Below are 25,424 nucleotides of genomic sequence, written 5' to 3' on the forward strand. Positions count from 1 at the left end.
CTGCTTTTGATGAATTAAGTTCTTTAATTCTTTAGCAATTGCACTATGTTAGCGAAATTAGTTCGCAACGATGTTTAGAAGCTTACCAGGTACGAAGATAACTTTACGGATAGTTAAGCCATCTAGGAACTTCTTAGCGTTCTCATCATTTAGACCAAGTTCACGAACTTGCTCTTCTGTCGCGTCAGCAGCAACCGTTAGTTTTGCTCGTAGCTTACCGTTGATCATTACAACGATAGTCTTCTCGTCTTCAACTAGCGCTTTCTCATCGAAAGTTGGCCATGTTGCTGAGTCTACGTTTGATTCACCAAGTGCAATCCACATTTCGTAAGAGATGTGTGGAGTCATTGGGTAAAGCATGCGAACAACCGCTTTTAGCGCTTCATCAAGAATTGCACGATCTTGTACAGATTCTTGTGGCGCTTTCGCTAGCTTGTTCATCAGTTCCATGATCGCAGCGATGGCAGTGTTGAATGTTTGGCGACGGCCGATATCGTCCGTTACTTTCGCGATAGTCTTGTGGATATCACGACGAAGTGCTTTCTGGTCGCCAGATAGCGCAGAAGCGTCAACAGATTCAGCAGCACCTTTAGCAGAGTGAGCGTGAACTAGTTTCCAAACACGCTTAAGGAAACGGTTTGCGCCTTCAACACCAGACTCTTGCCACTCAAGCGTCATGTCTGCAGGTGATGCAAACATCATGAATAGACGTACCGTATCAGCACCGTACTTGTCTACCATCTCTTGGGGGTCGATACCGTTGTTCTTAGACTTAGACATTTTGATCATGCCTGAGTGCTCAACGTCGCGGCCTTGGTTATCGACTGCTTTTTCAATGCGGCCTTTCGCGTCACGGTCGATAGTCACGTCAGTTGGAGCAATCCACTCTTTCGTGCCTTTATCGTTCGTGTGGTAGAACGCGTCAGCTAGAACCATGCCTTGACATAAAAGTTGCTTGAACGGTTCATCAGATGTCACGTAACCCGCATCACGAAGAAGTTTGTGGAAGAAACGAGAGTAAAGTAAGTGCATACATGCATGCTCAATACCACCAACGTATTGGTCAACTGGCAACCAGTAGTTTGCTTTCTCTGGATCTAGAATGTCATCAGCTTGTGGTGAACAGTAACGTGCGTAGTACCATGAAGATTCCATGAACGTATCGAACGTATCAGTTTCACGTAACGCCGGTTCGCCATTGAATGTTGTTTTAGCCCACTCTAAGTCAGCTTTAATTGGGCTAGTTACGCCATCCATTACCACGTCTTCTGGAAGAATGACTGGCAGTTGGTCTGCTGGTACTGGGTGAACTTCACCGTCTTCAGTGGTTACCATTGGGATTGGAGCACCCCAGTAACGCTGACGAGAAACGCCCCAGTCACGTAGACGGAAGTTTACTGTCTTCTTACCTTTACCTTCAGATTCAAGCTTCGCTGCGATTGCGTCGAATGCTTCTTGGAACGCAAGGCCATCGAATTCGCCAGAATCGAACAGTACACCTTTCTCAGTGTAAGCCGCTTCAGACACATCTAGCTCAGAACCGTCTTCTGGCTTGATTACTGGGATGATATCGATGCCGTACTTAGTTGCGAATTCGTAGTCACGTTGGTCGTGAGCAGGAACCGCCATTACAGCACCTGTGCCGTAATCCATAAGAACGAAGTTAGCTACGTAAACAGGAACAACGCGACCGTTAAGAGGGTGGATAGCTGTTAGGCCAGTATCCATACCTTTCTTTTCCATCGTTGCAAGTTCAGCTTCAGCCACTTTGGTGTTACGACATTCTTCAACGAATGCTGCAAGCTCAGGGTTGTTCTGTGATGCTTTCTCTGCAAGAGGGTGACCTGCAGCGATACCAACGTAAGAAACACCCATTAGTGTGTCTGGACGTGTTGTGTACACTTCTAGCGGCGCTTCTTCGCCGTTAACAGCGAAAGATAGTTCAACACCTTCAGAGCGACCGATCCAGTTGCGCTGCATGGTCTTAACCATTTCAGGCCAACCTTCAAGGTTGTCTAGATCGTCTAGCAGCTCTTGAGCGTACTCAGTGATCTTAATGAACCACTGTGGGATCTTCTTTTGTTCTACCGGAGTATCACAACGCCAGCAGCAACCGTCCTCTACTTGCTCGTTCGCTAGTACAGTTTGGTCGTTTGGACACCAGTTAACAGAAGAAGTCTTCTTGTAAACTAGGCCTTGTTCGTAGAGTTTTGTGAAGAACTCTTGTTCCCAACGATAGTACTCAGGTGTACATGTTGCGAATTCACGTTTCCAGTCGTAACCAAAGCCTAAAAGTTTAAGCTGGTTTTTCATGTATTCGATGTTTTCGTAAGTCCACGGAGCAGGTGCTGTGTTGTTTTTTACAGCTGCGTTTTCTGCAGGTAGGCCGAATGCATCCCAACCGATTGGCTGCATTACGTTTTTGCCTTGTAGACGTTGGAAACGAGATACCACATCACCGATGGTGTAGTTACGCACGTGACCCATGTGCAGTCGGCCACTTGGGTACGGGAACATAGAAAGACAGTAGAATTTTTCTTTATTTGGGTCTTCACTTACAACGAAAGTCTCGCTGTCATCCCAGTGTTGTTGAACCTTTTGTTCAATCTCTTGCGGGTTATATTGTTCTTGCATCGATGGTATCCGTTTATCTTGGAATTTGTGAGTTCGGTTAGAACAGAATCTTACAGATCGTCATAGAATACCTAAAGGAGCTTAGTACAACAATAGTTATACCCTTCATACTTGCAGTTGCAGCGTGGTTGATTGCGTAAATTCAACCGAATTACTTAGGACAGCTATACTTAAGGGTATGAATTGCATTTGTTTGTTAGGGACTGGTCGCTTCACTTAAGGTCAGTTCACTAAGATAAAGCTTGGTCATCTTAAGGAGGTCGTTATGCCGAAGAAAAAAGCACTCTATGAAGAAGTCGTCGAAGAGGTGATAGAAACGCTGAAGCATAGTCCTGAAGAGCTTAACAACAAAATAGAAACGTCAGGTAAATATGCGAAAGCAGCCAATGACATGACCAAAGACGAATTGTCATTGATTTCGGCCTACGTGAAGTCGGACTTAAAAGAGTTCTCCGAAAGCTATGAAGAGAGTAAAGGTGGTCCATTTTATTTAATGATCACAGATTCTATTTGGCAAGGACTCTTGGATATCACTGATCGTACTAAGGTGGAATGGGTTGAACTGTTCCAAGATCTAGAACACCAAGGCTTGTATCAAGCGGGTGAAGTCATTGGTTTAGGAACCTTAGTATGTGACGAGTGTGGTCATCAAACCGAATATAATCACCCAACCAATATCATTCCATGCATTAAATGTGGCTCTACAGGGTTTAGCCGAAAAGCCCTTAAGCCGTAACCATAGCGCTATCAACGTAAACCACAGCAATAAAAAAGGGTTGACCCAATCAGTCAACCCTCTAATCACTTTTCTTCGAATCTCGAATCTCGAATCTAGTCTTTTCTTCTCATAAACCAGCCAGCCACCAAACTCAGCATCGCCCAAATATACAGTGGCCAAGTACCTACTGTGTGATAAGGCGTTTGACCATCCGTTGAAATGAGTTCAGCTTTTAATACTGCTGTTTCAAACTGAGGCACTTGTTTGATGATGTTGCCTTTGTAATCGGTAACTGCAGTCACACCATTGTTGGTAGAGCGAATAACTGGCTTACCAAGCTCCAGAGCACGCATCTGTGCGATTTCCATATGTTGCAACGGGCCAATAGAACGACCAAACCACGCATCGTTAGAGAGTGTTAAGATAAAGTCAGTTTCATCTGTTACGTTCTGCCTAACTTGGTCATTAAAGATGATCTCATAACAAAGCGCCGGTGCTAGATGACGTCCATTTGCCACGATGTTTGGTTGAACAAAGTCGCCACGGCTAAATGATGACATTGGCAAATTAAAGAAAGGTGCTAATGGGCGCAGGATATCTTCAAACGGAACAAACTCACCAAACGGTAACAGGTGGTGTTTATGGTAGCGTTCGTCTGGATCGTAGCTGTATTCACCGTATGGATTGACACCTAGAGAAAGAACGCTGTTGTAGTACTTCTTATCTTCAGACTGGTTGAGTACGCCAGTGATGATTGAGCTGTTGTTCATCTTTGCTGCGCTATCTAAGTTACGTAAGAAAGATGGAATCTCAACTTCGAATGCTGGAATAGCAGCCTCAGGCCAGATGATGATATCGGCGTCCCAGTTTTCTCGGCTTAGGTCTGTGTACTTCATCATCGTTGGCCAGCGATGGCTAGGTAGCCATTTGCTGTCTTGATCGACGTTGCCTTGTATTAAGACGACTGACGTTGTTTTTTCAGGGTTCGGCGTGACCCAATCGATGTTGCGAATACCAAAGCCAGCGCAAAATACGACAGCGGGAATAATAGCGATACTCCATGCCCTGTTAACAATCGCATAAGCGAATGCAGAGGCTGAAACAATGATCGCTAGAGTTACTAGCTCTACACCACCAATCGGTGCGAATGAGCCTAGTGGAGAGTCGATTTGGCTGTAACCTAGCCATAACCACGGGAAGCCAGTCATTACCCAACCACGCAGCCAATCACAGATTAACCACAATGCAGGAGCCGCGAGGAAAAAGCGGCTTAGGTTATTAGCAGGGAAGTACTTGTTTAAACTCCAAGTAAATAGGCCGGAGTAGACCGCAAGATAACCAACAAGCAATGCCATTAAGAATAAATTGGCAGCCAGAGGCATTCCGCCAAAGCCATCAATACTGACGTATACCCAACTAATACCAGTCGTGAATTGGCCTAAGCCCCATGCGTAACCAATCCAAAGCGCACTTTTAGGAGAACGGTTGTGGATCAGTAACAGCAACAAAGCTGGGCTGAGAATAGCAAGAGGCCATATTGAATATGGAGCGAATGAAAGGGTAGTTATAGCGCCAACAAAAACGGCCGCAAGCGGCCGTAATAGGCGATGAATAAAGGTCTTAGTCATCTAATTTCTGTCATCTCTTTAGAGAGAAGTTGTTATTCTTCGATAGTCGGAAGAGGCTGCTCGTCAGGGATGGTTACCTGTAGCTGAATCACACGACGGTTATCTGCTGATGTTATTTTGAAATGGTAGTTTCCAATTTCTACAATTTCGCCACGAACAGGCAGATGACCGAGTGCTGTCATTACCATACCACCCACAGTATCGACTTCATCATCACTGAAGGAAGTGTTAAACGTATCGTTGAACTCTTCAATGGTGGTTAAAGCTTTAACCGAATAGGTATGCTTACTCAGCTTACGAATATCTAGCTCTTCTTCATCGTCGAACTCGTCTTCAATTTCACCAACGATTTCTTCGAGGATATCTTCAATGGTTACCAGGCCAGAAACACCGCCAAACTCATCGACAACGATGGACATGTGGTAACGCTCTTCTTGGAACTCCTTGAGCAGGCGATCAACTCGCTTACTTTCAGGAACAACCACGACAGGGCGAATCACTTGTTCGATATCAAATGGGGCACTTTCTGAACCCAAATACTTAAGTAGGTCCTTCGCTAATAGAATGCCTTCAACATGGTCTTTATCTTCACTGATCACTGGGTAGCGAGAGTGTTGAGCATCAGTAATAAGCGCAATCAATGTATCTAAATCATCGGTGCGTTCAACTGTAACCATTTGAGAGCGAGGCAGCATGATATCGCGTACTCGCATCTCTGAAATTTCCATAACACCCTCGAGCATGTCGCGTGTGTCGTGGTCAATTAGGTCATTAATTTCTGAATCGCGGATTACATCTACGAGCTCTTGGCGATCTTTTACTTCACCTTGAAATAGTTGGCCTAGGCGTTCAAAGAAGGACTTTCTACTCGGACCTTCAGATTTTTTACTTCCCTCAGAAGTGGGGGGGTTACCTTCGTTCATGATTTCTCAAAAAATAACGCTATCAGAAGTGTGATAGCACACGTTACAACTCAGATTCCTGCGAAAATCACAGGTTCGATGAGTTATTGTTTCTCTGCAACCTACTTTACTAGAATCAAATTACTTTTCTAGAATATACGGGTCTTCAAACCCCATAGTTTGCATGATTTCTGTTTCGAGTGACTCCATCTCTTCAGCTTCATCATCTTCGATATGATCATAACCTAGCAGATGCAGACTGCCATGTACAACCATATGGGCCCAGTGTGCTAGCAGAGGCTTACTTTGCTCTTCTGCTTCTTTTTCGACAACTTGGCGGCAGATAATGAGGTCACCCAGTAGATCTAATTCCATTCCTGGCGGTGCTTCAAATGGGAAAGATAACACGTTAGTTGGTTTATCTTTTCCACGGTAGTCATGATTGAGCTGGTGGCTCTCTTCTGTATCAACAATACGAACGGTGAGCTCGGCATTCTCTTGAAACTGAGGAATTGTCTTGTCCAACCAAAGCTGAATATCTTGCTCAGTTGGAAGACCTTGCTCATTTTCGACCGCTAACTGCAGGTCTAGTTCAATAGGCATCTATTTATCACCTTGCTCTGCAATTACAGAGCTATTTTGTGTTGCTAATTGTGTCGTAACGGATTGCTGAGCTTCAAGAAGTTTGGCTTCACGCTCTTCACGTTTACGCTTTTCAAACTCTTTGCGTTCTTTCTGGTCTTTCGCTTCCCACTTCTCGTACGCATTCACGATACGAGCAACGACAGGGTGACGAACGACGTCTTCAGACATGAAAAAGTTAAAGCTAATGTCATCCACTTCACTGAGTACTTCAGTTGCATGGCGTAGACCTGATTTTGCCCCACGAGGCAAATCGATTTGCGTGATATCACCTGTGATCACAGCGCGTGAGTTAAAACCGATACGAGTTAAGAACATCTTCATCTGTTCTACTGTGGTGTTTTGGCTCTCATCAAGAATGATAAACGCATCATTTAATGTACGACCACGCATGTAAGCCAGTGGCGCAACTTCAATCACGTTACGCTCAATCAGTTTCTCTACACGCTCGAAGCCAAGCATCTCAAACAGTGCATCGTAAAGTGGACGCAAATACGGGTCTACTTTTTGGCTTAAATCACCAGGCAGGAAACCAAGCTTCTCACCGGCTTCAACAGCAGGGCGAGTCAGTAGGATTCGGCGAACTTCCTGACGTTCAAGTGCATCAACCGCTGCCGCAACGGCTAAGTATGTCTTACCTGTACCTGCAGGCCCAATACCAAAAGTGATGTCATGAGTGACCATGTTCATTAGGTATTGTGCTTGATTTGGTGTGCGTGGTTTGATGACGCCTTTTTTAGTCTTAATGGTCACTTCTTTGCCGTAGTCAATTTCAGACTCGACGTGCTGCTCCAAAATGCCAGACTCGGTGACCGCCAGATGCACTTGCTCTGGTTCGATATCGATTATGTTGCCTTTAACTGGAGCCGTTTCAACATAGAGGTGTTTGATAATGTCTAAAGTTGCGGCAGTTGTGTGAGGCTTACCGACGATAGTAAAAAAGTTGCTACGGTAATTAATCTCAACACCCAGACGACGCTCAAGGTGCTTGATGTTGTCGTCAAATGGTCCGCATAAACTTGCCAAGCGCTTGTTGTCTGCGGGCTCTAGATTTATCTCTAAGGTAACGATTTTATTGCTCAAATTAACCTCTCATTCTGTACCATTCTCTCTTAAATAAAAAAAAGAGAGCAAGAAGCCCGATTTAGACCGGGCTTCTGATGGTGATATCCCTATGTCTAAGATGGTCACTTAGTTAGGTAATTTCAAGCTTTGAGTTTGGGCTTTGTGCTCAAACAGTTGTATTGGCTATGGCGTAAATGTCGCTACACCTAGCTCGTCTTCACGTTTTGTTTTTTCCATCATTTCTGCTGGAGTCATTACAACGCGTAGACCCATGTCTTTTTCTGTGCGAACTAATTCACCACGTAGTGAGTTGGTGTAAACCTCAGTGATCTTCACATCTACGAATTGACCGATAAGATCAGCAGAACCTTCGAAGTTCACAACACGGCTGTTTTCAGTACGACCACGAAGCTCCATTAGATTCTTTCTTGATGGACCTTCAACAAGGATACGCTGCTCTGTGCCTAGCATTAGGCGAGAGAAACGCATAGCTTGTGTGTTTACTGTCTGTTGCAGTTCCCACAGGCGATCTTTCTTCTCTTGTGCTGGTACATCACATGGGTAATCAGCAGCAGGTGTACCTGGACGAGGAGAGAAAACAAAGCTGAAGCTCATATCGAAATCAACTTCTTTGATTAGCTTCATTGTATCTTGGAAGTCTTGCTTAGACTCACCAGGGAAACCAACAATAAAGTCAGAGCTGATTTGAATATCAGGACGAGCTTTACGCAGTTTACGGATAATTGATTTGTATTCGATTGCCGTATGCGGGCGTTTCATCATCGTAAGAATACGGTCACTACCACTTTGTACAGGCAAGTGTAAGAAGCTCACGAGTTCAGGTGTGTCTTTGTAAACTTCAATGATGTCATCACCAAATTCAAGCGGGTGGCTTGTAGTGAAACGAATACGGTCGATACCATCGATAGACGCAACTAGGCGAAGTAGTTCTGCAAATGTGCAGATGTCGCCTTCGTAAGTAGGGCCACGGAATGCGTTTACGTTTTGGCCTAGTAGGTTAACTTCACGAACGCCTTGCTCTGCAAGTTGTGCAACTTCGTAGAGGACATCATCCATTGGACGGCTAACTTCTTCACCACGAGTATATGGCACAACACAGTAAGTGCAGTACTTAGAACAACCTTCCATGATAGAAACGTACGCCGTTGCGCCGTCTGCTTTTGGCTCTGGCAGGTTATCGAATTTTTCGATCTCAGGGAAAGAGATGTCCATTACTGGCTTTTCGTTAGACAGTGATGACTTAATCATCTCTGGCAAACGGTGTAATGTTTGTGGGCCAAAGATTACGTCTACGTAAGGTGCACGTTGACGAATGTGGTCACCTTCTTGAGTCGCTACACAGCCACCCACACCGATCACCACACCTTCTTTTTTATCTTTAAGCGTTTTCCAACGACCAAGCTGGTGGAATACTTTTTCTTGCGCTTTTTCGCGGATAGAACAAGTATTCAATAGTAGTACGTCTGCTTCCTCAGGTACTTCAGTTAGCTCATAGCCATTTGCAGCGTTAAGCAGGTCGGCCATTTTTGATGAATCATATTCATTCATCTGACAGCCCCAAGTTTTAATTAGCAGTTTCTTACTCATTATATGTTCGCTCGATCGTTAGTTTAATTTAAGGGAGCAAATCGCCCATTATTCATCCGCTAGCTCCGTTCGTCATAATTCGGTATTCAATTTTATGACAGGCTCTAGCGGCAAGCGGCGTATTGTACTGGTTTCAAAACCGACTGACTAGTAGTCTGAACAAATCTCTTATGTAGTGGTTTTTATTATCGTCAACGCCATATGCCATAAGGGGTAACCCTTCTTTCGAATAAGGTTTTTGGTTACAAGTTCGTTAAGAAAAAGTACAATCAAAAACAGTCAAAGAATCAAACTGATAAGTACAAAATATGAACAGTTACGATATTGTAGTCGTCGGTGGCGGCATGGTTGGTGCAGCAACAGCAATCGGTTTTGCAAAGCAAGGTCTGAGTGTTGCGGTGATCGAAGGTTTTGCCCCACAAGCTTTTGATGAGTCGCAAGCGATGGACATTCGTGTGTCAGCGATTTCTCAAGCATCGGTCGATTTGCTTGAAGATCTTGGTGCATGGCAAAGTATTGCAGCGATGCGCGTCTGTTCTTACAAGCGATTGGAAACTTGGGAACATCCAGAGTGTCGTACTCGGTTTGATGCAGCATCTCTTGATTTACCTCGTTTAGGCTATATTGTCGAGAACAGACTGATCCAGTTAGGTTTATGGTCTCAATTTGATGCCTACGACAATCTCGACTTGTTATGTCCAGAAAAGCTTGATGAGATTGAGTTTGGTGAAACCAATATCGTTAAGCTTCAATCAGGAGCTGAGTTATCAGCGAAGTGGGTGATTGGTGCTGATGGCGCGAACTCAGCCGTTCGTCAGCAAGCTGGGATTGGTATTACCGCTTGGGATTATCGACAGCACTGCATGCTTATCAACGTAGAAACAGAACAGCCTCAACAAGATATTACTTGGCAGCAATTCCTACCAACTGGTCCTCGTTCATTTTTGCCATTGTGTTCTCTAACCTCCGACGGTCAAGAAGTCGGGCAGGGATCGTTGGTTTGGTATGACTCCCCATCTCGCATTAAGCAATTATCATCGATGAGCCCTGAAAAGCTGCGTAATGAAGTACTTGCTAACTTCCCCACGGAATTAGGAGACATCAAAGTCCTCAACTCTGGTTCGTTCCCTCTTACTCGACGTCATGCGCAATCTTACTTCAAGAACAATTGTATTTTGGTTGGAGATTCTGCACACACGATCAACCCATTAGCAGGGCAGGGTGTCAATTTAGGCTTTAAAGATGTTGCCGCTCTATTAGATATTTCCAAAGAAAAAGGTGAATTGAATCAAGCTGTAGCAAGACGCTATGAAGTGATGAGAAGAGGCGACAACTTAATGATGCAGAGTGGAATGGATTTCTTCTACAAGACATTCAGCAACGACATTGGCCCGTTAAAGTTTGTCCGCAATGCTGCACTAAAGTTAGCAGAAAACTCAGGGCCGATTAAAGCTCAAGTATTGAAATACGCCTTGGGCCTTTAAAACGGTTAGTTCAGGTTGTTTTTATAGATAAGGAGAGCCGATGCTCTCTTTTTTTGTTTTTGTTTTTGTTGTAGTGCTTATTGTTGCTGAGTAACACAAACAGGCGCATCAATAGCTAAAGAGCATCCCGTATAGGTGAGAGAACCATCCTCAACATTGCGTTTGAATGACGCGAGGTTGTTGGAGTGCTGGTTGGCGGCGATAAGCCATTGGCCGTCATTAGTGATATGAAAGTCGCGAGGGAACTTACCTTCAACATCGTAACTATCCATAAAAATGAGCTTTTGAGTGACTGAATCGATTCGAAAACAACTGATTCTTGATTGATGTCGGCAAGACACATAAAGGAATTGCTCATCAGGCGATAGCTTAATTGCAGCGGCGGCTTCTCCCTTATCCATATTAGGTAATGCATCAATCTCATCCACTATATTCCAAATACCTAAAGACTTTTCCAAAATCAATATCGTTTCAGAGAGCTCACAGATTACATAGGCTTTGTCTTCAGCTTTGTTGAAGATTAGGTGACGAGTTCCATTTCCTGCGGGCGCTTTAATAGACTGCATTGGCTCATCAAGGAACTCTTCTTGCTCTTCGTCAAAGTAATAGAAGTTGATTCGATCGGTGCCGAGATCGACAGTCACAAACTGTGGTGAGTTTTGTAAGAACAAACATTGATGGGCGTGTGGGCTAGTTTGTCTGTCTTTGTTCGGCCCTGAGCCAACCATCTTGATTGTTTTGAGTCGTTTATCGATGTTGCCATTGATACTTAAGCTAAAGATATCAAATGTACCTGACGAGTATTGGGAAGTTATAGCAAATTTATTGTGTGGATCTATCGCAACGTGGCAGGGGTGAGCGCCCGAGATTAGGCCTGTATTGGACGCGATTTGTGAATCAACATTAGGTATATGAATGAGTTTCGGCAGTTTCTTTTGCTCAACCTCAGATGCTGTATAGATTCCAGACTTTGTCGCGGTGACAAAAGAGGGGTTATGACATTCGGCAATAAGCTCTAGAGGTAATAGTTTTCCTGTTTCTAGATCTAACTGAGTTTGATAGACACCTTGGCTTTTACTTGGCGTATCCGTGTAGCAACCGATCGTTAATGGGAGGGTTTTCATAGGTAGTCATACTCAATTAGAAAGTGGAGCAGACATTGTCTTATAAAATCGTATTAAAAGTGAGGTTATAGAAGAGAATACTTGGTGACTTGGCTAGCAGAATTGCATATTCCAGATAAAACAAAACCCAGCTAAAAAGCTGGGTTCTATTCAATGATGGTGCGGTCGGAGAGACTTGAACTCTCACACCTTACGGCGCCAGAACCTAAATCTGGTGCGTCTACCAATTCCGCCACGACCGCAGCAAAGCTTTTACTCTAGCAAAGAGTATAGTTAAGAAGACTTATGGTTTGTCTAAGTAACGTTGTAATGGCTGGGCTACCTGGATTCGAACCAGGGAATGCTGGCATCAAAAGCCAGTGCCTTACCGCTTGGCGATAGCCCAACAGGATATCAATTAAGATATCTAAATAATGGTGCGGTCGGAGAGACTTGAACTCTCACACCTCTCGGCGCCAGAACCTAAATCTGGTGCGTCTACCAATTCCGCCACGACCGCAGCAAAGCTTTCCTCTCAACTAAGTAAAGAGCCTAGCGAAGAGTATAGTTATATCGACATTGGTGATTCAATATAACGTTGTTTGTACTTTTTCTTTCATAAAGAAAGAATGGTGGCTACTGCGGGATTCGAACCTGCGACCCCATCATTATGAGTGATGTGCTCTAACCAACTGAGCTAAGTAGCCAATAGTGAATTTTTATGTATTCACTATTTTATCTCTAATTAAAGAGAAATAATGGTGCGGTCGGAGAGACTTGAACTCTCACACCTCTCGGCGCCAGAACCTAAATCTGGTGCGTCTACCAATTCCGCCACGACCGCAGCAAAGCTTTCCTCTCAACTAAGCAAAGAGCCTAGCGAAGAGTATATAGTTAAGAAGACTTATGGTTTGTCTAAGTAACGTTGTAATGGCTGGGCTACCTGGATTCGAACCAGGGAATGCTGGCATCAAAAGCCAGTGCCTTACCGCTTGGCGATAGCCCAACAGGATATCAATTAAGATATCTAAATAATGGTGCGGTCGGAGAGACTTGAACTCTCACACCTCTCGGCGCCAGAACCTAAATCTGGTGCGTCTACCAATTCCGCCACGACCGCAGCAAAGCTTTCCTCTCAACTAAGTAAAGAGCCTAGCGAAGAGTATAGTTATATCGACATTGGTGATTCAATATAACGTTGTTTGTACTTTTTCTTTCATAAAGAAAGAATGGTGGCTACTGCGGGATTCGAACCTGCGACCCCATCATTATGAGTGATGTGCTCTAACCAACTGAGCTAAGTAGCCAATAGTGAATTTTTATGTATTCACTATTTTATCTCTAATTAAAGAGAAATAATGGTGCGGTCGGAGAGACTTGAACTCTCACACCTCTCGGCGCCAGAACCTAAATCTGGTGCGTCTACCAATTCCGCCACGACCGCAGCAAAGCTTTCCTCTCAACTAAGCAAAGAGCCTAGCGAAGAGTATATAGTTAAGAAGACTTATGGTTTGTCTAAGTAACGTTGTAATGGCTGGGCTACCTGGATTCGAACCAGGGAATGCTGGCATCAAAAGCCAGTGCCTTACCGCTTGGCGATAGCCCAACAGGATATCAATTAAGATATCTAAATAATGGTGCGGTCGGAGAGACTTGAACTCTCACACCTCTCGGCGCCAGAACCTAAATCTGGTGCGTCTACCAATTCCGCCACGACCGCAGCAAATCTTTATAGTTATATCGACATTGGTGGTTCGATGTAACGTTGTGCTCTTGGTTTGCTATTTAGCTTAAAAACAAGCCAACTAAAAACAAAGAGTTTTAATAGTGGCTGGGCTACCTGGATTCGAACCAGGGAATGCTGGCATCAAAAGCCAGTGCCTTACCGCTTGGCGATAGCCCAACAGGATGTCAATTAAGACATCTAAATAATGGTGCGGTCGGAGAGACTTGAACTCTCACACCTCTCGGCGCCAGAACCTAAATCTGGTGCGTCTACCAATTCCGCCACGACCGCAGCAAATCTTTATAGTTATATCGATATTGGTGATTCGATGTAACGTTGTGCTCTTGGTTTACTATTTAGCTTAAAAACAAGCTAAGTAAAAAACAAAGAGTTTTAATAGTGGCTGGGCTACCTGGATTCGAACCAGGGAATGCTGGCATCAAAAGCCAGTGCCTTACCGCTTGGCGATAGCCCAACAGGATATCAATTAAGATATCTAAATAATGGTGCGGTCGGAGAGACTTGAACTCTCACACCTCTCGGCGCCAGAACCTAAATCTGGTGCGTCTACCAATTCCGCCACGACCGCAGCAAAGCTTTCCTCTCAACTAAGTAAAGAGCCTAGCGAAGAGTATAGTTATATCGACATTGGTGATTCAATATAACGTTGTTTGTACTTTTTCTTTCATAAAGAAAGAATGGTGGCTACTGCGGGATTCGAACCTGCGACCCCATCATTATGAGTGATGTGCTCTAACCAACTGAGCTAAGTAGCCATCTGAGAGCGAAGTAATATAATATAATCTCGCTTCCAATGCCATTATCTTTTTAAAGATAATTACACTTTAAATTGTGGCTGGGCTACCTGGATTCGAACCAGGGAATGCTGGCATCAAAAGCCAGTGCCTTACCGCTTGGCGATAGCCCAACAATGATATCAATTAAGATATCTCAATATGGTGCGGTCGGAGAGACTTGAACTCTCACACCTCTCGGCGCCAGAACCTAAATCTGGTGCGTCTACCAATTCCGCCACGACCGCTTTACTTTCCTAAAAACTCTTTGCTGTAAATAAACATATGTTTAATAACAAACAGAGTGCTTAGGAAATGGTGGCTACTGCGGGATTCGAACCTGCGACCCCATCATTATGAGTGATGTGCTCTAACCAACTGAGCTAAGTAGCCATTTCCAAATTGTTGCTCATTTCGAGACGTTGCCGCTTCGTTGTGAACGGGGCGCATTATGCGGAGTTGAGTGAAACCCGTCAACTTTTTTTTTGAATAAATCACGAATAAACATCTGTTCGGTTTCTTTTTAGTCAAAGAGGCGTATTTGTCAGCAAGAAATAGGTTCAAATGCCGATATATATAGGAAGTTAAGTTTTGGATAAGAAGCTCTTTAGAAAGAGCGAAAATGAAAAAGGCCAGTGAATTCACTGGCCTTTTATTAGATGTTTATCGGTAATTAAACGTTGAAACGGAAGTGAACAACATCACCGTCTTTAACGATGTATTCTTTGCCTTCAAGACGCCATTTACCTGCATCTTTTGCTCCGCTTTCACCGCCAAATTCGATGAAATGTTCGTAACCAACTACTTCAGCACGGATGAATCCTTTTTCGAAGTCGGTGTGGATCTTACCTGCAGCTTGTGGCGCAGTCGCACCTACAGGGATAGTCCAAGCGCGAACTTCTTTAACACCCGCAGTAAAGTAAGTTTGAAGAGTCAGTAGTTCGTAACCAGAGCGGATCACTCGGTTAAGGCCTGGTTCTTCGATACCCATGTCTGCAAGGAACTCTTCACGATCTTCATCGTCAAGTTCAGAAAGCTCAGATTCGATTGCAGCACAAACAGCAACAACAACGTTGTTCTCTTTTTCTGCGTACTCACGAACTGCGTCTAGGTAAGGGTTGTTTTCAAAACCATCTTCAGCAACGTTTGCGATGTACATTGTTGGCTTAAGTGTTAGGAAGTTAAGGTAGTCGATCGCCGCTACTTCTTCTTTAGCAAGTTCAACAGTACGAGCCATACCACCTTCAGTCAGGATAGGTAGTAGCTTTTCAAGAACCGTAGTTTCGAATTTAGCGTCTTTATCGCCGCCTTTTGCTTTTTTAGCATTGCGGAAGATCGCACGTTCACAGCTATCTAGATCGGCAAGAGCAAGCTCAAGGTTGATCACTTCGATATCTTCGATAGGTGATACTTTGCCTGAAACGTGAACGATGTTTTCGTTTTCAAAGCAGCGTACAACGTGACCGATAGCATCAGTTTCGCGGATGTTAGCTAGGAACTTGTTACCTAGACCTTCGCCTTTAGATGCGCCAGCAACTAGGCCTGCGATATCTACGAATTCCATTGTCGTTGGAAGGATCTTCTGTGGATTAACAATTTTTGCTAATGCATCTAAGCGTAGATCTGGAACCGGAACGATACCTGTGTTTGGTTCGATCGTACAAAATGGAAAGTTTGCTGCTTCGATGCCTGCTTTAGTCAGTGCGTTAAACAGAGTTGACTTACCAACGTTTGGTAGACCAACGATGCCACATTTAAAACCCATGATATAAACCTTATTCTGCTTTGAACGTATGTAAGCGATTTTGTGCTTTTGGTAGGCCATCTTTCAATAAGATGTCTAGGCTACGAACCGATTCGTCAACGACAGCCTCGATACACTCTTGCTCTTTCGCAGGAGCTTTGCCTAATACATAACCTGCAACTTTATCTTTGTGTCCTGGATGGCCAATGCCTAATCTAAGACGATAGAATTCTTTATTGTTACCCTGTTTGCTGATGATGTCTTTCAGACCATTATGTCCTCCATGACCACCACCTTTTTTAAACTTTCCAATACCAGGAGGAAGATCTAACTCATCGTGAGCGACCATGATCTCTTCTGGCTTAATTTGGTAGAACTTTGCTAAGGCAGCAACTGCTTTGCCTGACAAGTTCATAAAAGTCGTTGGGATCAGCAAACGAAGATCTTCACCATGAACCATGATACGACCCGTTAGGCCAAAGAACTTTGGTTCGTTCTTCAGTGTCACGTTATGTACACGTGCTAATTCTTCAACTACCCAAGCACCCGCATTGTGGCGAGTTTTGGCGTATTCTGGACCTGGATTAGCCAGTCCAACGAGAAGTTTTATTTGTTGGCTCAAGGTATGGATCTCTCTTGGGATTTCAAAAAGCGCCGTATGATATCACAGTTTATGAAAAAGGTGCGAGCTAGCTGATAGCAACTCAATGATTCAAACTGTGCTCAAATTCACTTTGTGGTCGTTATACCAATCGTAGTAAATAACTGGTCACCCTAGCTGGTTAAAATGCTCGATAACTGCGTTATAATTTTTGATTGTAGAATAACTACTTATCAAAAAATCACGCCTTGTTCTCAAGCTTTTTTCCTGCGCTATTTCTGAACACTTACTTACTGTGATTGGTATTAGATATAAAAAAAGCACTTCATCGAATGAAGTGCTTAATATCTTTTTCAGATTGTTCTGCTAAAGCAAAGCTATAGAGCTTTGATTAGTTGAACATCGCAGAGATAGACTCTTCGTTGCTGATACGACGAATCGCTTCAGCAAGCATGCGAGAAAGGCTTAGTTCAGTTACTTTACCTGTCGCAGCCATCTCTGGAGAAAGCTTGATTGAATCAGTAACAATAACTTGGTCTAGAACTGAATTGCGGATGTTTTCTGCAGCAGTACCAGAGAATACAGCGTGAGTTGCGTAAGCGAATACACGCTTAGCACCGCGCTCTTTAAGCGCTTCAGCTGCTTTACACAGTGTGCCACCAGTGTCGATCATGTCATCAACGATAACACAGTCACGACCTTCAACATCACCGATTAGGTTCATTACTTCAGAAACGTTAGCACGTGGACGACGCTTATCAACGATAGCGATGTCAACATCACCTAGCGCTTTAGCTGTAGCTCGAGCACGTACAACACCACCAAGGTCTGGAGAAACCACTACTGGGTTTTCTAGACCACGGTTAGCCATGTCTTCTAGAAGAACTGGAGTGCCGAAGATGTTATCAACAGGTACATCGAAGAAGCCTTGGATTTGCTCTGCGTGTAGGTCGATAGTAAGAACGCGGTCAACGCCAACGTTAGAAAGGAAATCTGCAACAACTTTTGCAGTAATAGGCACACGAGCAGAACGTACACGACGATCTTGACGGGCATAACCGAAGTAAGGGATTACAGCAGTAATACGGCCAGCAGAAGCACGGCGCATTGCGTCAATCATTACCACCAATTCCATAAGGTTGTCATTGGTTGGTGCACAAGTTGATTGAATCAGGAATACATCGCTACCACGAACGTTTTCATTGATTTGAACAGCGACTTCGCCATCAGAAAAACGGTCTACAGTAGCATCGCCAAGAGAGATGTATAGACGATCAGCAATACGTTGGGCTAGTTCAGGTGTTGCGTTACCAGCAAATAGCTTCATATCAGGCACGGTGGAAACCTCGGGTTGCGTCCAGTTTTAAATAGATTGTGGGTGGGCTGATTGGTATTCAGCCAAAGTTTCTTTCAAAGGAGAAATGTTTCGTCCTTTCGCGACAAACGCGGAAACTGTGTCAGGCAGTTGCTCTAGCACCAATTCGGCTTCTTTTTTGCTGCTAAATTCAGCAAAAACGCACGAACCTGTGCCAGTCAATCTCGACGGCGCGTATTGTAGCAGCCATGAAAGTTGCTTATCAACCTCTGGGTACAGCATTCGCACAATTTTTTCGCAATCGTTTACGTATTCTTGCTCTAGAAGCGTTGCTAGCGCTCGCTTTGGCGTATTTCGAGTTAATTCTGAATGTGTGAATATGTCTACAGTTGCTATGCTCACTTGAGGTTTGACAACGAGATACCATTTTTCATCCGGATTAGCTGGCTGTAGTTTTTCTCCAATCCCTTCAGCAAAGGCGGCGTACCCTCGAACGAAGACAGGAACGTCAGCGCCAAGCTTCAAACCGATCTCGGCGAGTTGATCATCTGACAGGTTGAGTTGCCATAAATGGTTGAGAGCGACTAACACGGTTGCGGCATTTGAAGAGCCCCCACCAATACCGCCTCCCATTGGAAGCACTTTCTTTAACTCAATATCCGCACCGAAAGTCGTCGATGTATATTGTTGAAGGGCAGTTGCAGCTTTCCAGATCAAGTTATCTTCTGTCGCAACGCCTGGAATCTCAGGTGTGATGGTTATCGAGCTTGTTTTTCGGTTTGCGGTAACCGTAAGTTCATCACCAAAGTCGACAAACTGAAATAGGGTCTGAAGTTCGTGATAGCCATTGTCGCGTTGGCCAGTGATATAGAGAAATAAATTCAGCTTAGCTGGCGAAGGCCAGTGCGTTGGCGTTGTTATCATTTTTTCAGTGTCCACTTCGAAACTACAATGTTGATTTTGTTCTCGTCTTGCTTGAATGACAATCGGATAGGGAGGGGAATTGTCTCTACGTTCGTGCTGTCTTCACCAGAGTTCTTGTTGTCTTCACCAGATAATAGTGTACTTGGCACCTCTACATTTCGGTAATTATCAAAATTGAGTGTCCATAATTGACCGCTGACTTGTTTGGACAGAGATTCAAGGGTGTTGGTGGTGTTCAATTGGTAGTTGTCTGCTTGGTCAGGAATGCCAAGGAACCATTGTGGTAAGTGATCTATGGGGATCTGCAATCCAGTAAGTTGTTCTACCAAGGCTGAAGCACTCGCATGAGTAAATACTTGGTCATCATAGGTCACGACTTTTGCACCCGATGGTTCGATGGTTAGGTTCAATGCGGTTTGACCGAGAAAAGTCGTAAGCCTTAGTTGACTCTGATTTGGTGAATGCTTCCATATGAAGTTTAGGCTTTGGCGCTGCTCTGGAGAAATATAAGCGAGCTTGCCTGAGGCTTGATAGTTTTCTATCTGTAAAAGCCGGTTTTGGTGACTTTGCCACTCAACGCTGGTCGGTTGTTCTGGGATAGACGAGCAACCCACCATAATTATGGTCAAAAAAATAAGAGACGTGATTTTACGAAGCTTGCTCATATTTGCTCACAACTTGTTCAAATTTATCTAAAAAACGCTTCAACTATAGCATTGAATTCACGAACTCAAGAAAACAAATCCCGCTTGCTCTTTAAATAGAGCCATGCATCAAGTAAAATTCGCCCCTTGTTTCCATTCCCTGATCGAGAACTTCTGATACATGTCTTTGCTTGCCGTAGGTATCAATCACAATACAGCGTCGGTTGAATTGCGAGAAAAAGTCGCTTTTGGTCCAGATAAATTATCTGAGGCACTTAAGCAACTTAACGCAAATGCACACGTAAATGGAAGTGTCATACTTTCTACCTGTAATCGAACTGAAGTGTATTGTGACGTCAAAGGCGTGGCAAAAAACAAGTTGATCGATTGGCTGTCTGTATTTCATCAAGTTAGCCCTGAAGAATTAAAACCGAGTATCTACATCCATGAAGAACAAGCCGCGATTAAGCATTTAATGCGCGTTGCCTGTGGTTTGGACTCTCTGGTTCTGGGTGAGCCGCAAATTCTTGGTCAGGTAAAACAGGCTTACACCGATTCGCGAGAGAACAAATCTGTTGATGCTTCAATGGAAAAACTGTTCCAGAAATCATTTTCTGTTGCGAAGCGAGTTCGAACTGAAACCGAAATTGGTGGCAGTGCGGTTTCTGTTGCTTACGCAGCCTGTACATTAGCTAAACACATCTTTGAATCAATTGCTGAATCAACAGTGTTATTGGTGGGTGCGGGAGAAACCATTGAACTGGTGGCTAAACACTTGTCAGCCAATGGTTGTACCAAGATGATTGTGGCTAACCGAACTCGTGAGCGTGCTTTAGGACTAGCTGAAGAATTTGGTGCTGAAGTTATCAGCTTAAACGAGATACCTGATCATCTTCATCGAGCGGATATTGTGATCAGCTCAACCGCAAGTCCGTTACCTATTATTGGTAAGGGCATGGTAGAGACCGCGCTCAAGACAAGAAAACATCAGCCGATGTTGTTGGTTGATATTGCGGTTCCCCGAGATGTTGAGTCTCAGGTCGGTGAACTGAATGATGCTTACCTATATTCCGTTGATGATCTGCAGTCGATAGTTGATGGCAACATTGAACAGCGTAAAGTGGAAGCGATTCAAGCGGAAGCCATCGTTAGTGAAGAAAGTGCCGCGTTCATGAGTTGGATGCGCTCACTGCAAGCGGTAGACAGTATTCGTGACTATCGCAAATCGGCCAATGAAATCCGAGAAGAATTATTAAGTAAAAGTTTGCAATCACTGGCCGCTGGCGGTGACCCTGAAAAAGTTTTACTTGAGCTAAGTAACAAGCTCACAAACAAATTGATCCATGCTCCAACGCGTGCGCTTCAAAGTGCCGCAGAGCAAGGAGAACCTGCAAAATTAACGGTCATTAGACAGAGTTTGGGCTTAGAAAACCCTCAATAATATTCGACCCCTATTAAGATAAGACATTATGAAAGCCTCGATTCTAATAAAGCTTGAAACACTTGTTGAACGCTATGAAGAAGTTCAACATCTACTTGGTGATCCCGATGTACTTGGGAATCAAGATAAATTCCGTGCCTTGTCAAAAGAGTATTCTCAATTAGAAGAGGTGACGGGGTGCTTTAAATCATACCAGCAAGCTCAAGAAGATTTAGAAGCTGCTGAAGAGATGGCAAATGAAGACGACGCAGAAATGCGTGAAATGGCTCAAGAAGAAATCAAAGATGCGAAAGCGAACATTGAACGTCTGACTGATGAGCTGCAAATTCTTCTGATTCCAAAAGATCCAAACGATGAGCGTAACTGTTTCTTAGAGATTCGTGCCGGCGCAGGTGGCGATGAAGCGGGTATCTTTGCAGGTAACCTTTTCCGTATGTACTCTAAGTTTGCAGAGAAGAAAGGCTGGCGCGTTGAAATCATGAGCAGTAATGCTTCTGAACAAGGTGGCTACAAAGAGATGATCGCTAAAGTTAGTGGCGACGCTGTTTACGGCACAATGAAGTTTGAGTCTGGCGGCCACCGTGTACAACGTGTACCTGAAACTGAATCTCAAGGCCGTGTTCATACTTCTGCATGTACCGTTGCGGTTATGCCGGAAATTCCAGAAGCTGATCTGCCTGAAATCAAAGCGGGCGATCTTAAGATCGATACTTTCCGTGCATCAGGCGCGGGTGGTCAGCACGTTAACACCACGGATTCAGCAATCCGTATTACTCACTTACCAACGGGTACAGTAGTAGAGTGTCAAGACGAGCGTTCTCAGCATAAAAACAAAGCGAAAGCGATGGCTGTTCTTGCTGCTCGTATTGTTCAAGCAGAAGAAGAGCGCCGCGCGGCAGCTGTTTCTGATACACGTCGTAACCTACTAGGTTCTGGTGACCGTAGTGACCGTATTCGTACTTATAACTACCCACAAGGTCGTGTTTCTGATCACCGCATCAACTTAACTATCTACCGCCTGAACGAAGTTCTGGAAGGTGATATGCAAAGCCTGCTTGATCCTGTTCTACAAGAGCACCAAGCCGATCAACTAGCAGCACTTGCTGAGCACAACTAATTACTATGCAGCCAGCATATACGGTTGAAAGTGCTTTAAAGTCAGCAATCGTACAGCTTCAAGAGGGCGATAACGCATCGCCCTCGATTGACGCTGCGGTACTGCTTTGTCACGCCTTAGACAAACCTAGATCTTACCTACTGACTTGGCCAGAGAAGCATCTCACTTCAGAGCAAGAGTCCGAATTCAATGCTCTTCTAAAACGTCGCTTAACCGGTGAGCCTGTGGCTTACATTGTTGGTGAGCGTGAGTTTTGGTCACTGCCGTTAAAAGTCTCTCCTTCTACATTAATCCCGCGTCCGGATACGGAACGTTTGGTTGAAGTGGCGTTAGATAAAACGTATGGCAAGCAAGGTGCGATTCTCGATTTAGGCACGGGCACAGGGGCTATTGCATTAGCATTGGCGTCTGAAATGCCGAATCGACCAGTGACGGGTATTGATCTTCGTCCGGAAGCGCAGCAACTCGCGACAGAAAACGCTCAGCGATTAAATATCACTAATGCCACTTTTTTACATGGCAGTTGGTTTGAACCTTTGAACTCGGTGAATTCTGAAGAAGAAGCTGTAAAGTTTTCGTTGATTGTCTCTAACCCACCTTACATTGAGAAGAATGACCCTCATTTATCTCAAGGTGATGTGCGTTTTGAACCGATCACTGCGTTAGTCGCTGAAGAGAAAGGTTTAGCTGATATTCGATACATTTCTGAAAACGCACGACGCTTTTTGGAAAACGAAGGTTGGTTGGCATTTGAACATGGCTATGACCAAGGCTTGGCGGTACGTGAGATAATGCAACAGCTGGGCTACTTGGATGTGGTTACAGAAAAAGATTACGGTGGTAATGACCGAGTGACACTAGGTCGTTACTGTTCATAGCTAGTGATTGTTCATTGGCTGCGGTTAATCATCTTGTGAGCAATAGATGATGAACTTGCTAAATTGATACCTTTAACTCGAAAAGACATTTCACTCGATAATGCATTTAACGCAGAAATACAGAGCATTAACGCAGAAATACCGAGCATTAACGGGTATTGTGTGGCTCGTGTTAACGAAAGAACATATAAAAATATAAAGGAATACCATGTACGAAGGTTTAAAACATTTTCACCTATTAACGATTGCTATAAGCGCACTACTTCTTTCTATTCGTTTTGCTCTTATGATGGCTAACTCACCTAAGCTTAAGCATCCTTTCTTGCAGCGTTTCCCTCATATCAATGATTCGTTGCTGTTGCTTTCGGGTATTGGTTTGATTTTTATCACTGGTTTTATTCCATTTACACCAGCAGCACCATGGTTAACTGAAAAACTAACCTGTGTAATGGCTTACATCGCATTAGGCTTCTTTGCGCTTAAGTTAGGTAAGAACAAGCTATTGAGAGTTTTCTCATTCTTTGGTGCGCTTGGCTGGTTAGCAATGGCTGGTAAAATTGCAATGACGAAAACACCCATATTTTTCGGTTAATTATCTCCTTATTTCGGTTAACAACCTATGTACGAATTTTTTGATGAAGACTTTGATCAGCTAGAACTTGCTGAAGGTGCATTGATCCTAAATAAGGCCATTGACCCTGAAACTCAAGATTGTTGGGCAGAGCAAGAACTCGCAAGATTATTAAAAGACGCCGAGTTTGCGTTAGTTAATGAAACCGACGAGCAACAGAAGTTTGAATCCTTTATTCGACTATTCTTTTACGAGTGGGGCTTCGCTGGCGATAAAGACGCTTACTTCTCATCGGAAAACGCGTTTATCGATAAAGTACTAGAGAGAAAGAAAGGGATCCCAGTCAGTCTTGGGGCAATCTTCCTTTTTCTAGGACGCAAGCTAGGCTTTCCTGTAGAGGGTGTCTCTTTTCCAACTCAGTTTCTGCTTAAAGTCAGTTGGTATGGCCAAACTCCGGTCTATATTAATCCTTACAATGGCGAGTATGTTGGTCAGCAAACATTGCGAGCATGGCTTATTGGGCATGATGGCCCATTGGCTAAGCTAAAAAGTGAGCATTTAAAAGTCGCAGACCACCCAACCATTATTGGTAAGTGGTTGGCTTTATTGAAAAGTGCATTGCTGAGAGAGGAGCGTTATACGCTTGCACTAAAGTGTACCGATCTGGCGTTAACGTTTGTGCCGGATGATCCGTATGAAATCCGTGACCGTGGTTTCATCTATCAGCAACTTGATTGTCACCAGATTGCCGCCACTGATTATCAGTACTTTATTGATCAATGCCCAGATGATCCTGCATCTGAGTTACTTAAATCTCAAGTGAATGTCATGACGGAAAAAACCGTCGTCGTTCACTAGTTAATTATTATTTAGAGAGAATATGATGGAACAGAAAATAGTTCATATTGGCGACATGCCAATTGCTAACGATAAGCCATTTACGCTATTTGCGGGCATGAACGTTCTTGAATCTCGCGATCTAGCTATGCAGATCTGTGAGCACTACGTGAAAGTAACAGAGAAGCTGGGCATCCCTTATGTATTTAAGGCGTCTTTTGATAAAGCGAACCGCAGCTCTGTTCACTCATACCGTGGTCCTGGCATGGAAGAAGGTCTTAAAATCTTCCAAGAGCTGAAAGATACCTTTGGCGTGAAGATCATCACTGATATTCACACTGAAGCACAAGCTCAGCCTGTTGCTGATGTGGTTGATGTAATCCAGCTTCCAGCGTTCCTCGCTCGTCAAACTGACCTTGTTGAAGCAATGGCTAAGACTGGCGCGGTTATCAATGTGAAGAAGCCTCAGTTCATGAGCCCGGATCAAGTAGGTAACATCGTTGATAAGTTCGCTGAGTGCGGCAACAAGAACATCATTCTTTGTGAACGTGGTTCTTGCATGGGTTACGACAACTTAGTTGTTGATATGCTTGGTTTTGGTGTAATGAAAAAATCATCAAACGGCAGCCCAATCATCTTTGATGTGACTCACGCGCTTCAAATGCGTGACCCTTCAGGTGCTGCATCTGGTGGTCGTCGTGAGCAAACTGTTGAGCTTGCTAAAGCGGGCATTGCGACGGGTATTGCTGGTCTGTTTCTTGAGGCTCACCCTAACCCGGATCAAGCACGCTGTGATGGCCCATCGGCGCTACCTCTAGATAAACTAGAACCGTTCTTGAAGCAGATGAAAGCACTTGATGACCTTATCAAAGGCTTTGAGCATATTGATATTAAATAATTGAGATGGATGTGAAGTAACGGAAACGTTATTTCACAAAAGTTGAGCTAAAAAAGCCCAGTTCTTTGAATTGGGCTTTTTTTTATCTCGTAAAAGCAGCTGAACATAATACCAATCGGAGTAAATAACTGATCACCCTAGCTTTGATCA

20 protein-coding genes and 19 tRNA genes are annotated in these 25,424 nt (G+C 44.1%); 8 read left to right on the forward strand and 31 right to left on the reverse strand.

The window, feature by feature from the left end:
- Window positions 1–57: 57 nt before the first annotated feature.
- The gene (gene leuS, locus K08M4_RS03640; RefSeq protein WP_086048890.1) at window positions 58–2,634 is read right to left on the reverse strand and encodes a leucine--tRNA ligase; all 2,577 of its coding nucleotides are present in this window, start codon (window positions 2,632–2,634) and stop codon (window positions 58–60) included.
- A gap of 265 nt (window positions 2,635–2,899) precedes the next feature.
- On the opposite strand from leuS, the gene K08M4_RS03645 reads away from it, so the two are divergent.
- The gene (locus K08M4_RS03645) at window positions 2,900–3,370 is read left to right on the forward strand and encodes a zinc ribbon-containing protein (protein WP_086048891.1); all 471 of its coding nucleotides are present in this window, start codon (window positions 2,900–2,902) and stop codon (window positions 3,368–3,370) included.
- A 95-nt stretch (window positions 3,371–3,465) separates the two neighbouring features.
- On the opposite strand, the gene lnt is transcribed toward K08M4_RS03645, so the two are convergent.
- The 5 genes from lnt to miaB all read right to left on the reverse strand — a co-directional run bounded on the left by lnt (window position 3,466) and on the right by miaB (window position 9,197).
- Complete coding sequence (gene lnt / locus K08M4_RS03650) at window positions 3,466–4,980, reverse strand: apolipoprotein N-acyltransferase (protein WP_086048892.1); 1,515 nt, start codon at window positions 4,978–4,980, stop codon at window positions 3,466–3,468.
- 32 nt (window positions 4,981–5,012) lie between these two features.
- A complete protein-coding gene (gene corC / locus K08M4_RS03655; RefSeq protein WP_004735253.1) occupies window positions 5,013–5,903 on the reverse strand; it encodes a CNNM family magnesium/cobalt transport protein CorC in 891 nt (296 codons plus the stop codon).
- Between the two features lie 120 nt (window positions 5,904–6,023).
- Window positions 6,024–6,485 (reverse strand): rRNA maturation RNase YbeY, encoded by a 462-nt coding sequence (ybeY, locus tag K08M4_RS03660; protein ID WP_086048893.1) that lies wholly within the window; start codon window positions 6,483–6,485, stop codon window positions 6,024–6,026.
- Entirely contained in the window at window positions 6,486–7,607 is a 1,122-nt protein-coding gene (locus K08M4_RS03665) for a PhoH family protein (RefSeq protein WP_086048894.1), read from the reverse strand.
- A gap of 165 nt (window positions 7,608–7,772) precedes the next feature.
- A complete protein-coding gene (gene miaB / locus K08M4_RS03670) occupies window positions 7,773–9,197 on the reverse strand; it encodes a tRNA (N6-isopentenyl adenosine(37)-C2)-methylthiotransferase MiaB (protein WP_004735256.1) in 1,425 nt (474 codons plus the stop codon).
- Between the two features lie 308 nt (window positions 9,198–9,505).
- Here miaB and K08M4_RS03675 point away from each other — a divergent pair, with 308 nt between their 5' ends.
- The gene (locus K08M4_RS03675) at window positions 9,506–10,681 is read left to right on the forward strand and encodes a 2-octaprenyl-3-methyl-6-methoxy-1,4-benzoquinol hydroxylase (RefSeq protein WP_086048895.1); all 1,176 of its coding nucleotides are present in this window, start codon (window positions 9,506–9,508) and stop codon (window positions 10,679–10,681) included.
- A gap of 77 nt (window positions 10,682–10,758) precedes the next feature.
- On the opposite strand, the gene K08M4_RS03680 is transcribed toward K08M4_RS03675, so the two are convergent.
- From K08M4_RS03680 to lolB, 25 genes are all read right to left on the reverse strand, one after another.
- Window positions 10,759–11,805, reverse strand: coding sequence for a lactonase family protein (locus K08M4_RS03680; RefSeq protein ID WP_086048896.1), 1,047 nt, complete (start codon window positions 11,803–11,805; stop codon window positions 10,759–10,761).
- Between the two features lie 157 nt (window positions 11,806–11,962).
- A tRNA-Leu gene (locus K08M4_RS03685) sits at window positions 11,963–12,047 on the reverse strand.
- A gap of 68 nt (window positions 12,048–12,115) precedes the next feature.
- Window positions 12,116–12,190 (reverse strand) — tRNA-Gln (locus K08M4_RS03690).
- A 29-nt stretch (window positions 12,191–12,219) separates the two neighbouring features.
- A tRNA-Leu gene (locus K08M4_RS03695) sits at window positions 12,220–12,304 on the reverse strand.
- Between the two features lie 110 nt (window positions 12,305–12,414).
- A tRNA-Met gene (locus K08M4_RS03700) sits at window positions 12,415–12,491 on the reverse strand.
- Window positions 12,492–12,543: 52 nt separating this feature from the next.
- A tRNA-Leu gene (locus K08M4_RS03705) sits at window positions 12,544–12,628 on the reverse strand.
- A gap of 87 nt (window positions 12,629–12,715) precedes the next feature.
- A tRNA-Gln gene (locus K08M4_RS03710) sits at window positions 12,716–12,790 on the reverse strand.
- A 29-nt stretch (window positions 12,791–12,819) separates the two neighbouring features.
- Window positions 12,820–12,904 (reverse strand) — tRNA-Leu (locus K08M4_RS03715).
- 110 nt (window positions 12,905–13,014) lie between these two features.
- A tRNA-Met gene (locus K08M4_RS03720) sits at window positions 13,015–13,091 on the reverse strand.
- Between the two features lie 52 nt (window positions 13,092–13,143).
- Window positions 13,144–13,228, reverse strand: a tRNA-Leu gene (locus tag K08M4_RS03725).
- 87 nt (window positions 13,229–13,315) lie between these two features.
- A tRNA-Gln gene (locus K08M4_RS03730) sits at window positions 13,316–13,390 on the reverse strand.
- A gap of 29 nt (window positions 13,391–13,419) precedes the next feature.
- Window positions 13,420–13,504: transfer RNA gene (locus K08M4_RS03735), tRNA-Leu, on the reverse strand.
- Between the two features lie 108 nt (window positions 13,505–13,612).
- Window positions 13,613–13,687 (reverse strand) — tRNA-Gln (locus K08M4_RS03740).
- Window positions 13,688–13,716: 29 nt separating this feature from the next.
- Window positions 13,717–13,801, reverse strand: a tRNA-Leu gene (locus tag K08M4_RS03745).
- Window positions 13,802–13,910: 109 nt separating this feature from the next.
- Window positions 13,911–13,985: transfer RNA gene (locus tag K08M4_RS03750), tRNA-Gln, on the reverse strand.
- A 29-nt stretch (window positions 13,986–14,014) separates the two neighbouring features.
- A tRNA-Leu gene (locus tag K08M4_RS03755) sits at window positions 14,015–14,099 on the reverse strand.
- Between the two features lie 110 nt (window positions 14,100–14,209).
- Window positions 14,210–14,286: transfer RNA gene (locus K08M4_RS03760), tRNA-Met, on the reverse strand.
- 77 nt (window positions 14,287–14,363) lie between these two features.
- A tRNA-Gln gene (locus K08M4_RS03765) sits at window positions 14,364–14,438 on the reverse strand.
- Window positions 14,439–14,467: 29 nt separating this feature from the next.
- Window positions 14,468–14,552, reverse strand: a tRNA-Leu gene (locus K08M4_RS03770).
- 68 nt (window positions 14,553–14,620) lie between these two features.
- Window positions 14,621–14,697 (reverse strand) — tRNA-Met (locus tag K08M4_RS03775).
- A 280-nt stretch (window positions 14,698–14,977) separates the two neighbouring features.
- Window positions 14,978–16,069 (reverse strand): redox-regulated ATPase YchF, encoded by a 1,092-nt coding sequence (gene ychF, locus K08M4_RS03780; protein WP_029223110.1) that lies wholly within the window; start codon window positions 16,067–16,069, stop codon window positions 14,978–14,980.
- 10 nt (window positions 16,070–16,079) lie between these two features.
- Complete coding sequence (pth, locus tag K08M4_RS03785; protein ID WP_010439162.1) at window positions 16,080–16,670, reverse strand: aminoacyl-tRNA hydrolase; 591 nt, start codon at window positions 16,668–16,670, stop codon at window positions 16,080–16,082.
- Between the two features lie 370 nt (window positions 16,671–17,040).
- A complete protein-coding gene (locus K08M4_RS03790) occupies window positions 17,041–17,985 on the reverse strand; it encodes a ribose-phosphate pyrophosphokinase (protein WP_012603389.1) in 945 nt (314 codons plus the stop codon).
- A gap of 27 nt (window positions 17,986–18,012) precedes the next feature.
- Window positions 18,013–18,888, reverse strand: coding sequence for a 4-(cytidine 5'-diphospho)-2-C-methyl-D-erythritol kinase (gene ispE / locus K08M4_RS03795; protein ID WP_198299309.1), 876 nt, complete (start codon window positions 18,886–18,888; stop codon window positions 18,013–18,015).
- Window positions 18,885–19,553 (reverse strand): lipoprotein insertase outer membrane protein LolB, encoded by a 669-nt coding sequence (gene lolB / locus K08M4_RS03800; RefSeq protein WP_086048898.1) that lies wholly within the window; start codon window positions 19,551–19,553, stop codon window positions 18,885–18,887. The genes ispE and lolB overlap by 4 nt, the downstream gene beginning before the upstream one ends.
- A 160-nt stretch (window positions 19,554–19,713) precedes the next feature.
- Between lolB and hemA the strand changes: the two genes are divergently transcribed.
- The 6 genes from hemA to kdsA all read left to right on the forward strand — a co-directional run bounded on the left by hemA (window position 19,714) and on the right by kdsA (window position 25,274).
- On the forward strand, window positions 19,714–20,973 hold the full coding sequence (gene hemA / locus K08M4_RS03805) for a glutamyl-tRNA reductase (RefSeq protein WP_086048899.1): 1,260 nt from the start codon (window positions 19,714–19,716) through the stop codon (window positions 20,971–20,973).
- A 28-nt stretch (window positions 20,974–21,001) separates the two neighbouring features.
- On the forward strand, window positions 21,002–22,090 hold the full coding sequence (prfA, locus tag K08M4_RS03810) for a peptide chain release factor 1 (protein ID WP_086048900.1): 1,089 nt from the start codon (window positions 21,002–21,004) through the stop codon (window positions 22,088–22,090).
- Between the two features lie 5 nt (window positions 22,091–22,095).
- A complete protein-coding gene (gene prmC, locus K08M4_RS03815; RefSeq protein ID WP_086048901.1) occupies window positions 22,096–22,968 on the forward strand; it encodes a peptide chain release factor N(5)-glutamine methyltransferase in 873 nt (290 codons plus the stop codon).
- Between the two features lie 208 nt (window positions 22,969–23,176).
- Window positions 23,177–23,560 carry a SirB2 family protein gene (locus tag K08M4_RS03820; protein WP_086048902.1) on the forward strand — a complete coding sequence of 128 codons (384 nt, stop codon included), beginning with the start codon at window positions 23,177–23,179 and terminating at the stop codon, window positions 23,558–23,560.
- A gap of 27 nt (window positions 23,561–23,587) precedes the next feature.
- Window positions 23,588–24,397: a SirB1 family protein gene (locus K08M4_RS03825; protein ID WP_086048903.1), complete on the forward strand. Its 810-nt coding sequence runs from the start codon at window positions 23,588–23,590 to the stop codon at window positions 24,395–24,397.
- A 22-nt stretch (window positions 24,398–24,419) separates the two neighbouring features.
- Window positions 24,420–25,274 (forward strand): 3-deoxy-8-phosphooctulonate synthase, encoded by an 855-nt coding sequence (kdsA, locus tag K08M4_RS03830; RefSeq protein ID WP_198299310.1) that lies wholly within the window; start codon window positions 24,420–24,422, stop codon window positions 25,272–25,274.
- Window positions 25,275–25,424 lie beyond the last annotated feature (150 nt).

Origin of the sequence: Vibrio syngnathi, from assembly GCF_002119525.1 — a bacterium.
In the GTDB taxonomy this organism is placed as follows: Bacteria; Pseudomonadota; Gammaproteobacteria; order Enterobacterales; family Vibrionaceae; genus Vibrio; species Vibrio syngnathi.

What these genes read in the sequence shown, in the direction of transcription:
- lnt (WP_086048892.1), bottom strand. Translation starts at nt 4,980, where the DNA reads ATGACTAAGACCTTTATTCATCGCCTATTACGGCCGCTTGCGGCCGTT.
- hemA (WP_086048899.1), top strand. Translation starts at nt 19,714, where the DNA reads ATGTCTTTGCTTGCCGTAGGTATCAATCACAATACAGCGTCGGTTGAA.
- K08M4_RS03820 (WP_086048902.1), top strand. Translation starts at nt 23,177, where the DNA reads ATGTACGAAGGTTTAAAACATTTTCACCTATTAACGATTGCTATAAGC.
- lolB (WP_086048898.1), bottom strand. Translation starts at nt 19,553, where the DNA reads ATGAGCAAGCTTCGTAAAATCACGTCTCTTATTTTTTTGACCATAATT.
- K08M4_RS03675 (WP_086048895.1), top strand. Translation starts at nt 9,506, where the DNA reads ATGAACAGTTACGATATTGTAGTCGTCGGTGGCGGCATGGTTGGTGCA.
- prfA (WP_086048900.1), top strand. Translation starts at nt 21,002, where the DNA reads ATGAAAGCCTCGATTCTAATAAAGCTTGAAACACTTGTTGAACGCTAT.
- K08M4_RS03680 (WP_086048896.1), bottom strand. Translation starts at nt 11,805, where the DNA reads ATGAAAACCCTCCCATTAACGATCGGTTGCTACACGGATACGCCAAGT.
- ispE (WP_198299309.1), bottom strand. Translation starts at nt 18,888, where the DNA reads ATGATAACAACGCCAACGCACTGGCCTTCGCCAGCTAAGCTGAATTTA.
- leuS (WP_086048890.1), bottom strand. Translation starts at nt 2,634, where the DNA reads ATGCAAGAACAATATAACCCGCAAGAGATTGAACAAAAGGTTCAACAA.
- corC (WP_004735253.1), bottom strand. Translation starts at nt 5,903, where the DNA reads ATGAACGAAGGTAACCCCCCCACTTCTGAGGGAAGTAAAAAATCTGAA.
- prmC (WP_086048901.1), top strand. Translation starts at nt 22,096, where the DNA reads ATGCAGCCAGCATATACGGTTGAAAGTGCTTTAAAGTCAGCAATCGTA.
- K08M4_RS03645 (WP_086048891.1), top strand. Translation starts at nt 2,900, where the DNA reads ATGCCGAAGAAAAAAGCACTCTATGAAGAAGTCGTCGAAGAGGTGATA.
- ychF (WP_029223110.1), bottom strand. Translation starts at nt 16,069, where the DNA reads ATGGGTTTTAAATGTGGCATCGTTGGTCTACCAAACGTTGGTAAGTCA.
- ybeY (WP_086048893.1), bottom strand. Translation starts at nt 6,485, where the DNA reads ATGCCTATTGAACTAGACCTGCAGTTAGCGGTCGAAAATGAGCAAGGT.
- miaB (WP_004735256.1), bottom strand. Translation starts at nt 9,197, where the DNA reads ATGAGTAAGAAACTGCTAATTAAAACTTGGGGCTGTCAGATGAATGAA.
- K08M4_RS03825 (WP_086048903.1), top strand. Translation starts at nt 23,588, where the DNA reads ATGTACGAATTTTTTGATGAAGACTTTGATCAGCTAGAACTTGCTGAA.
- kdsA (WP_198299310.1), top strand. Translation starts at nt 24,420, where the DNA reads ATGATGGAACAGAAAATAGTTCATATTGGCGACATGCCAATTGCTAAC.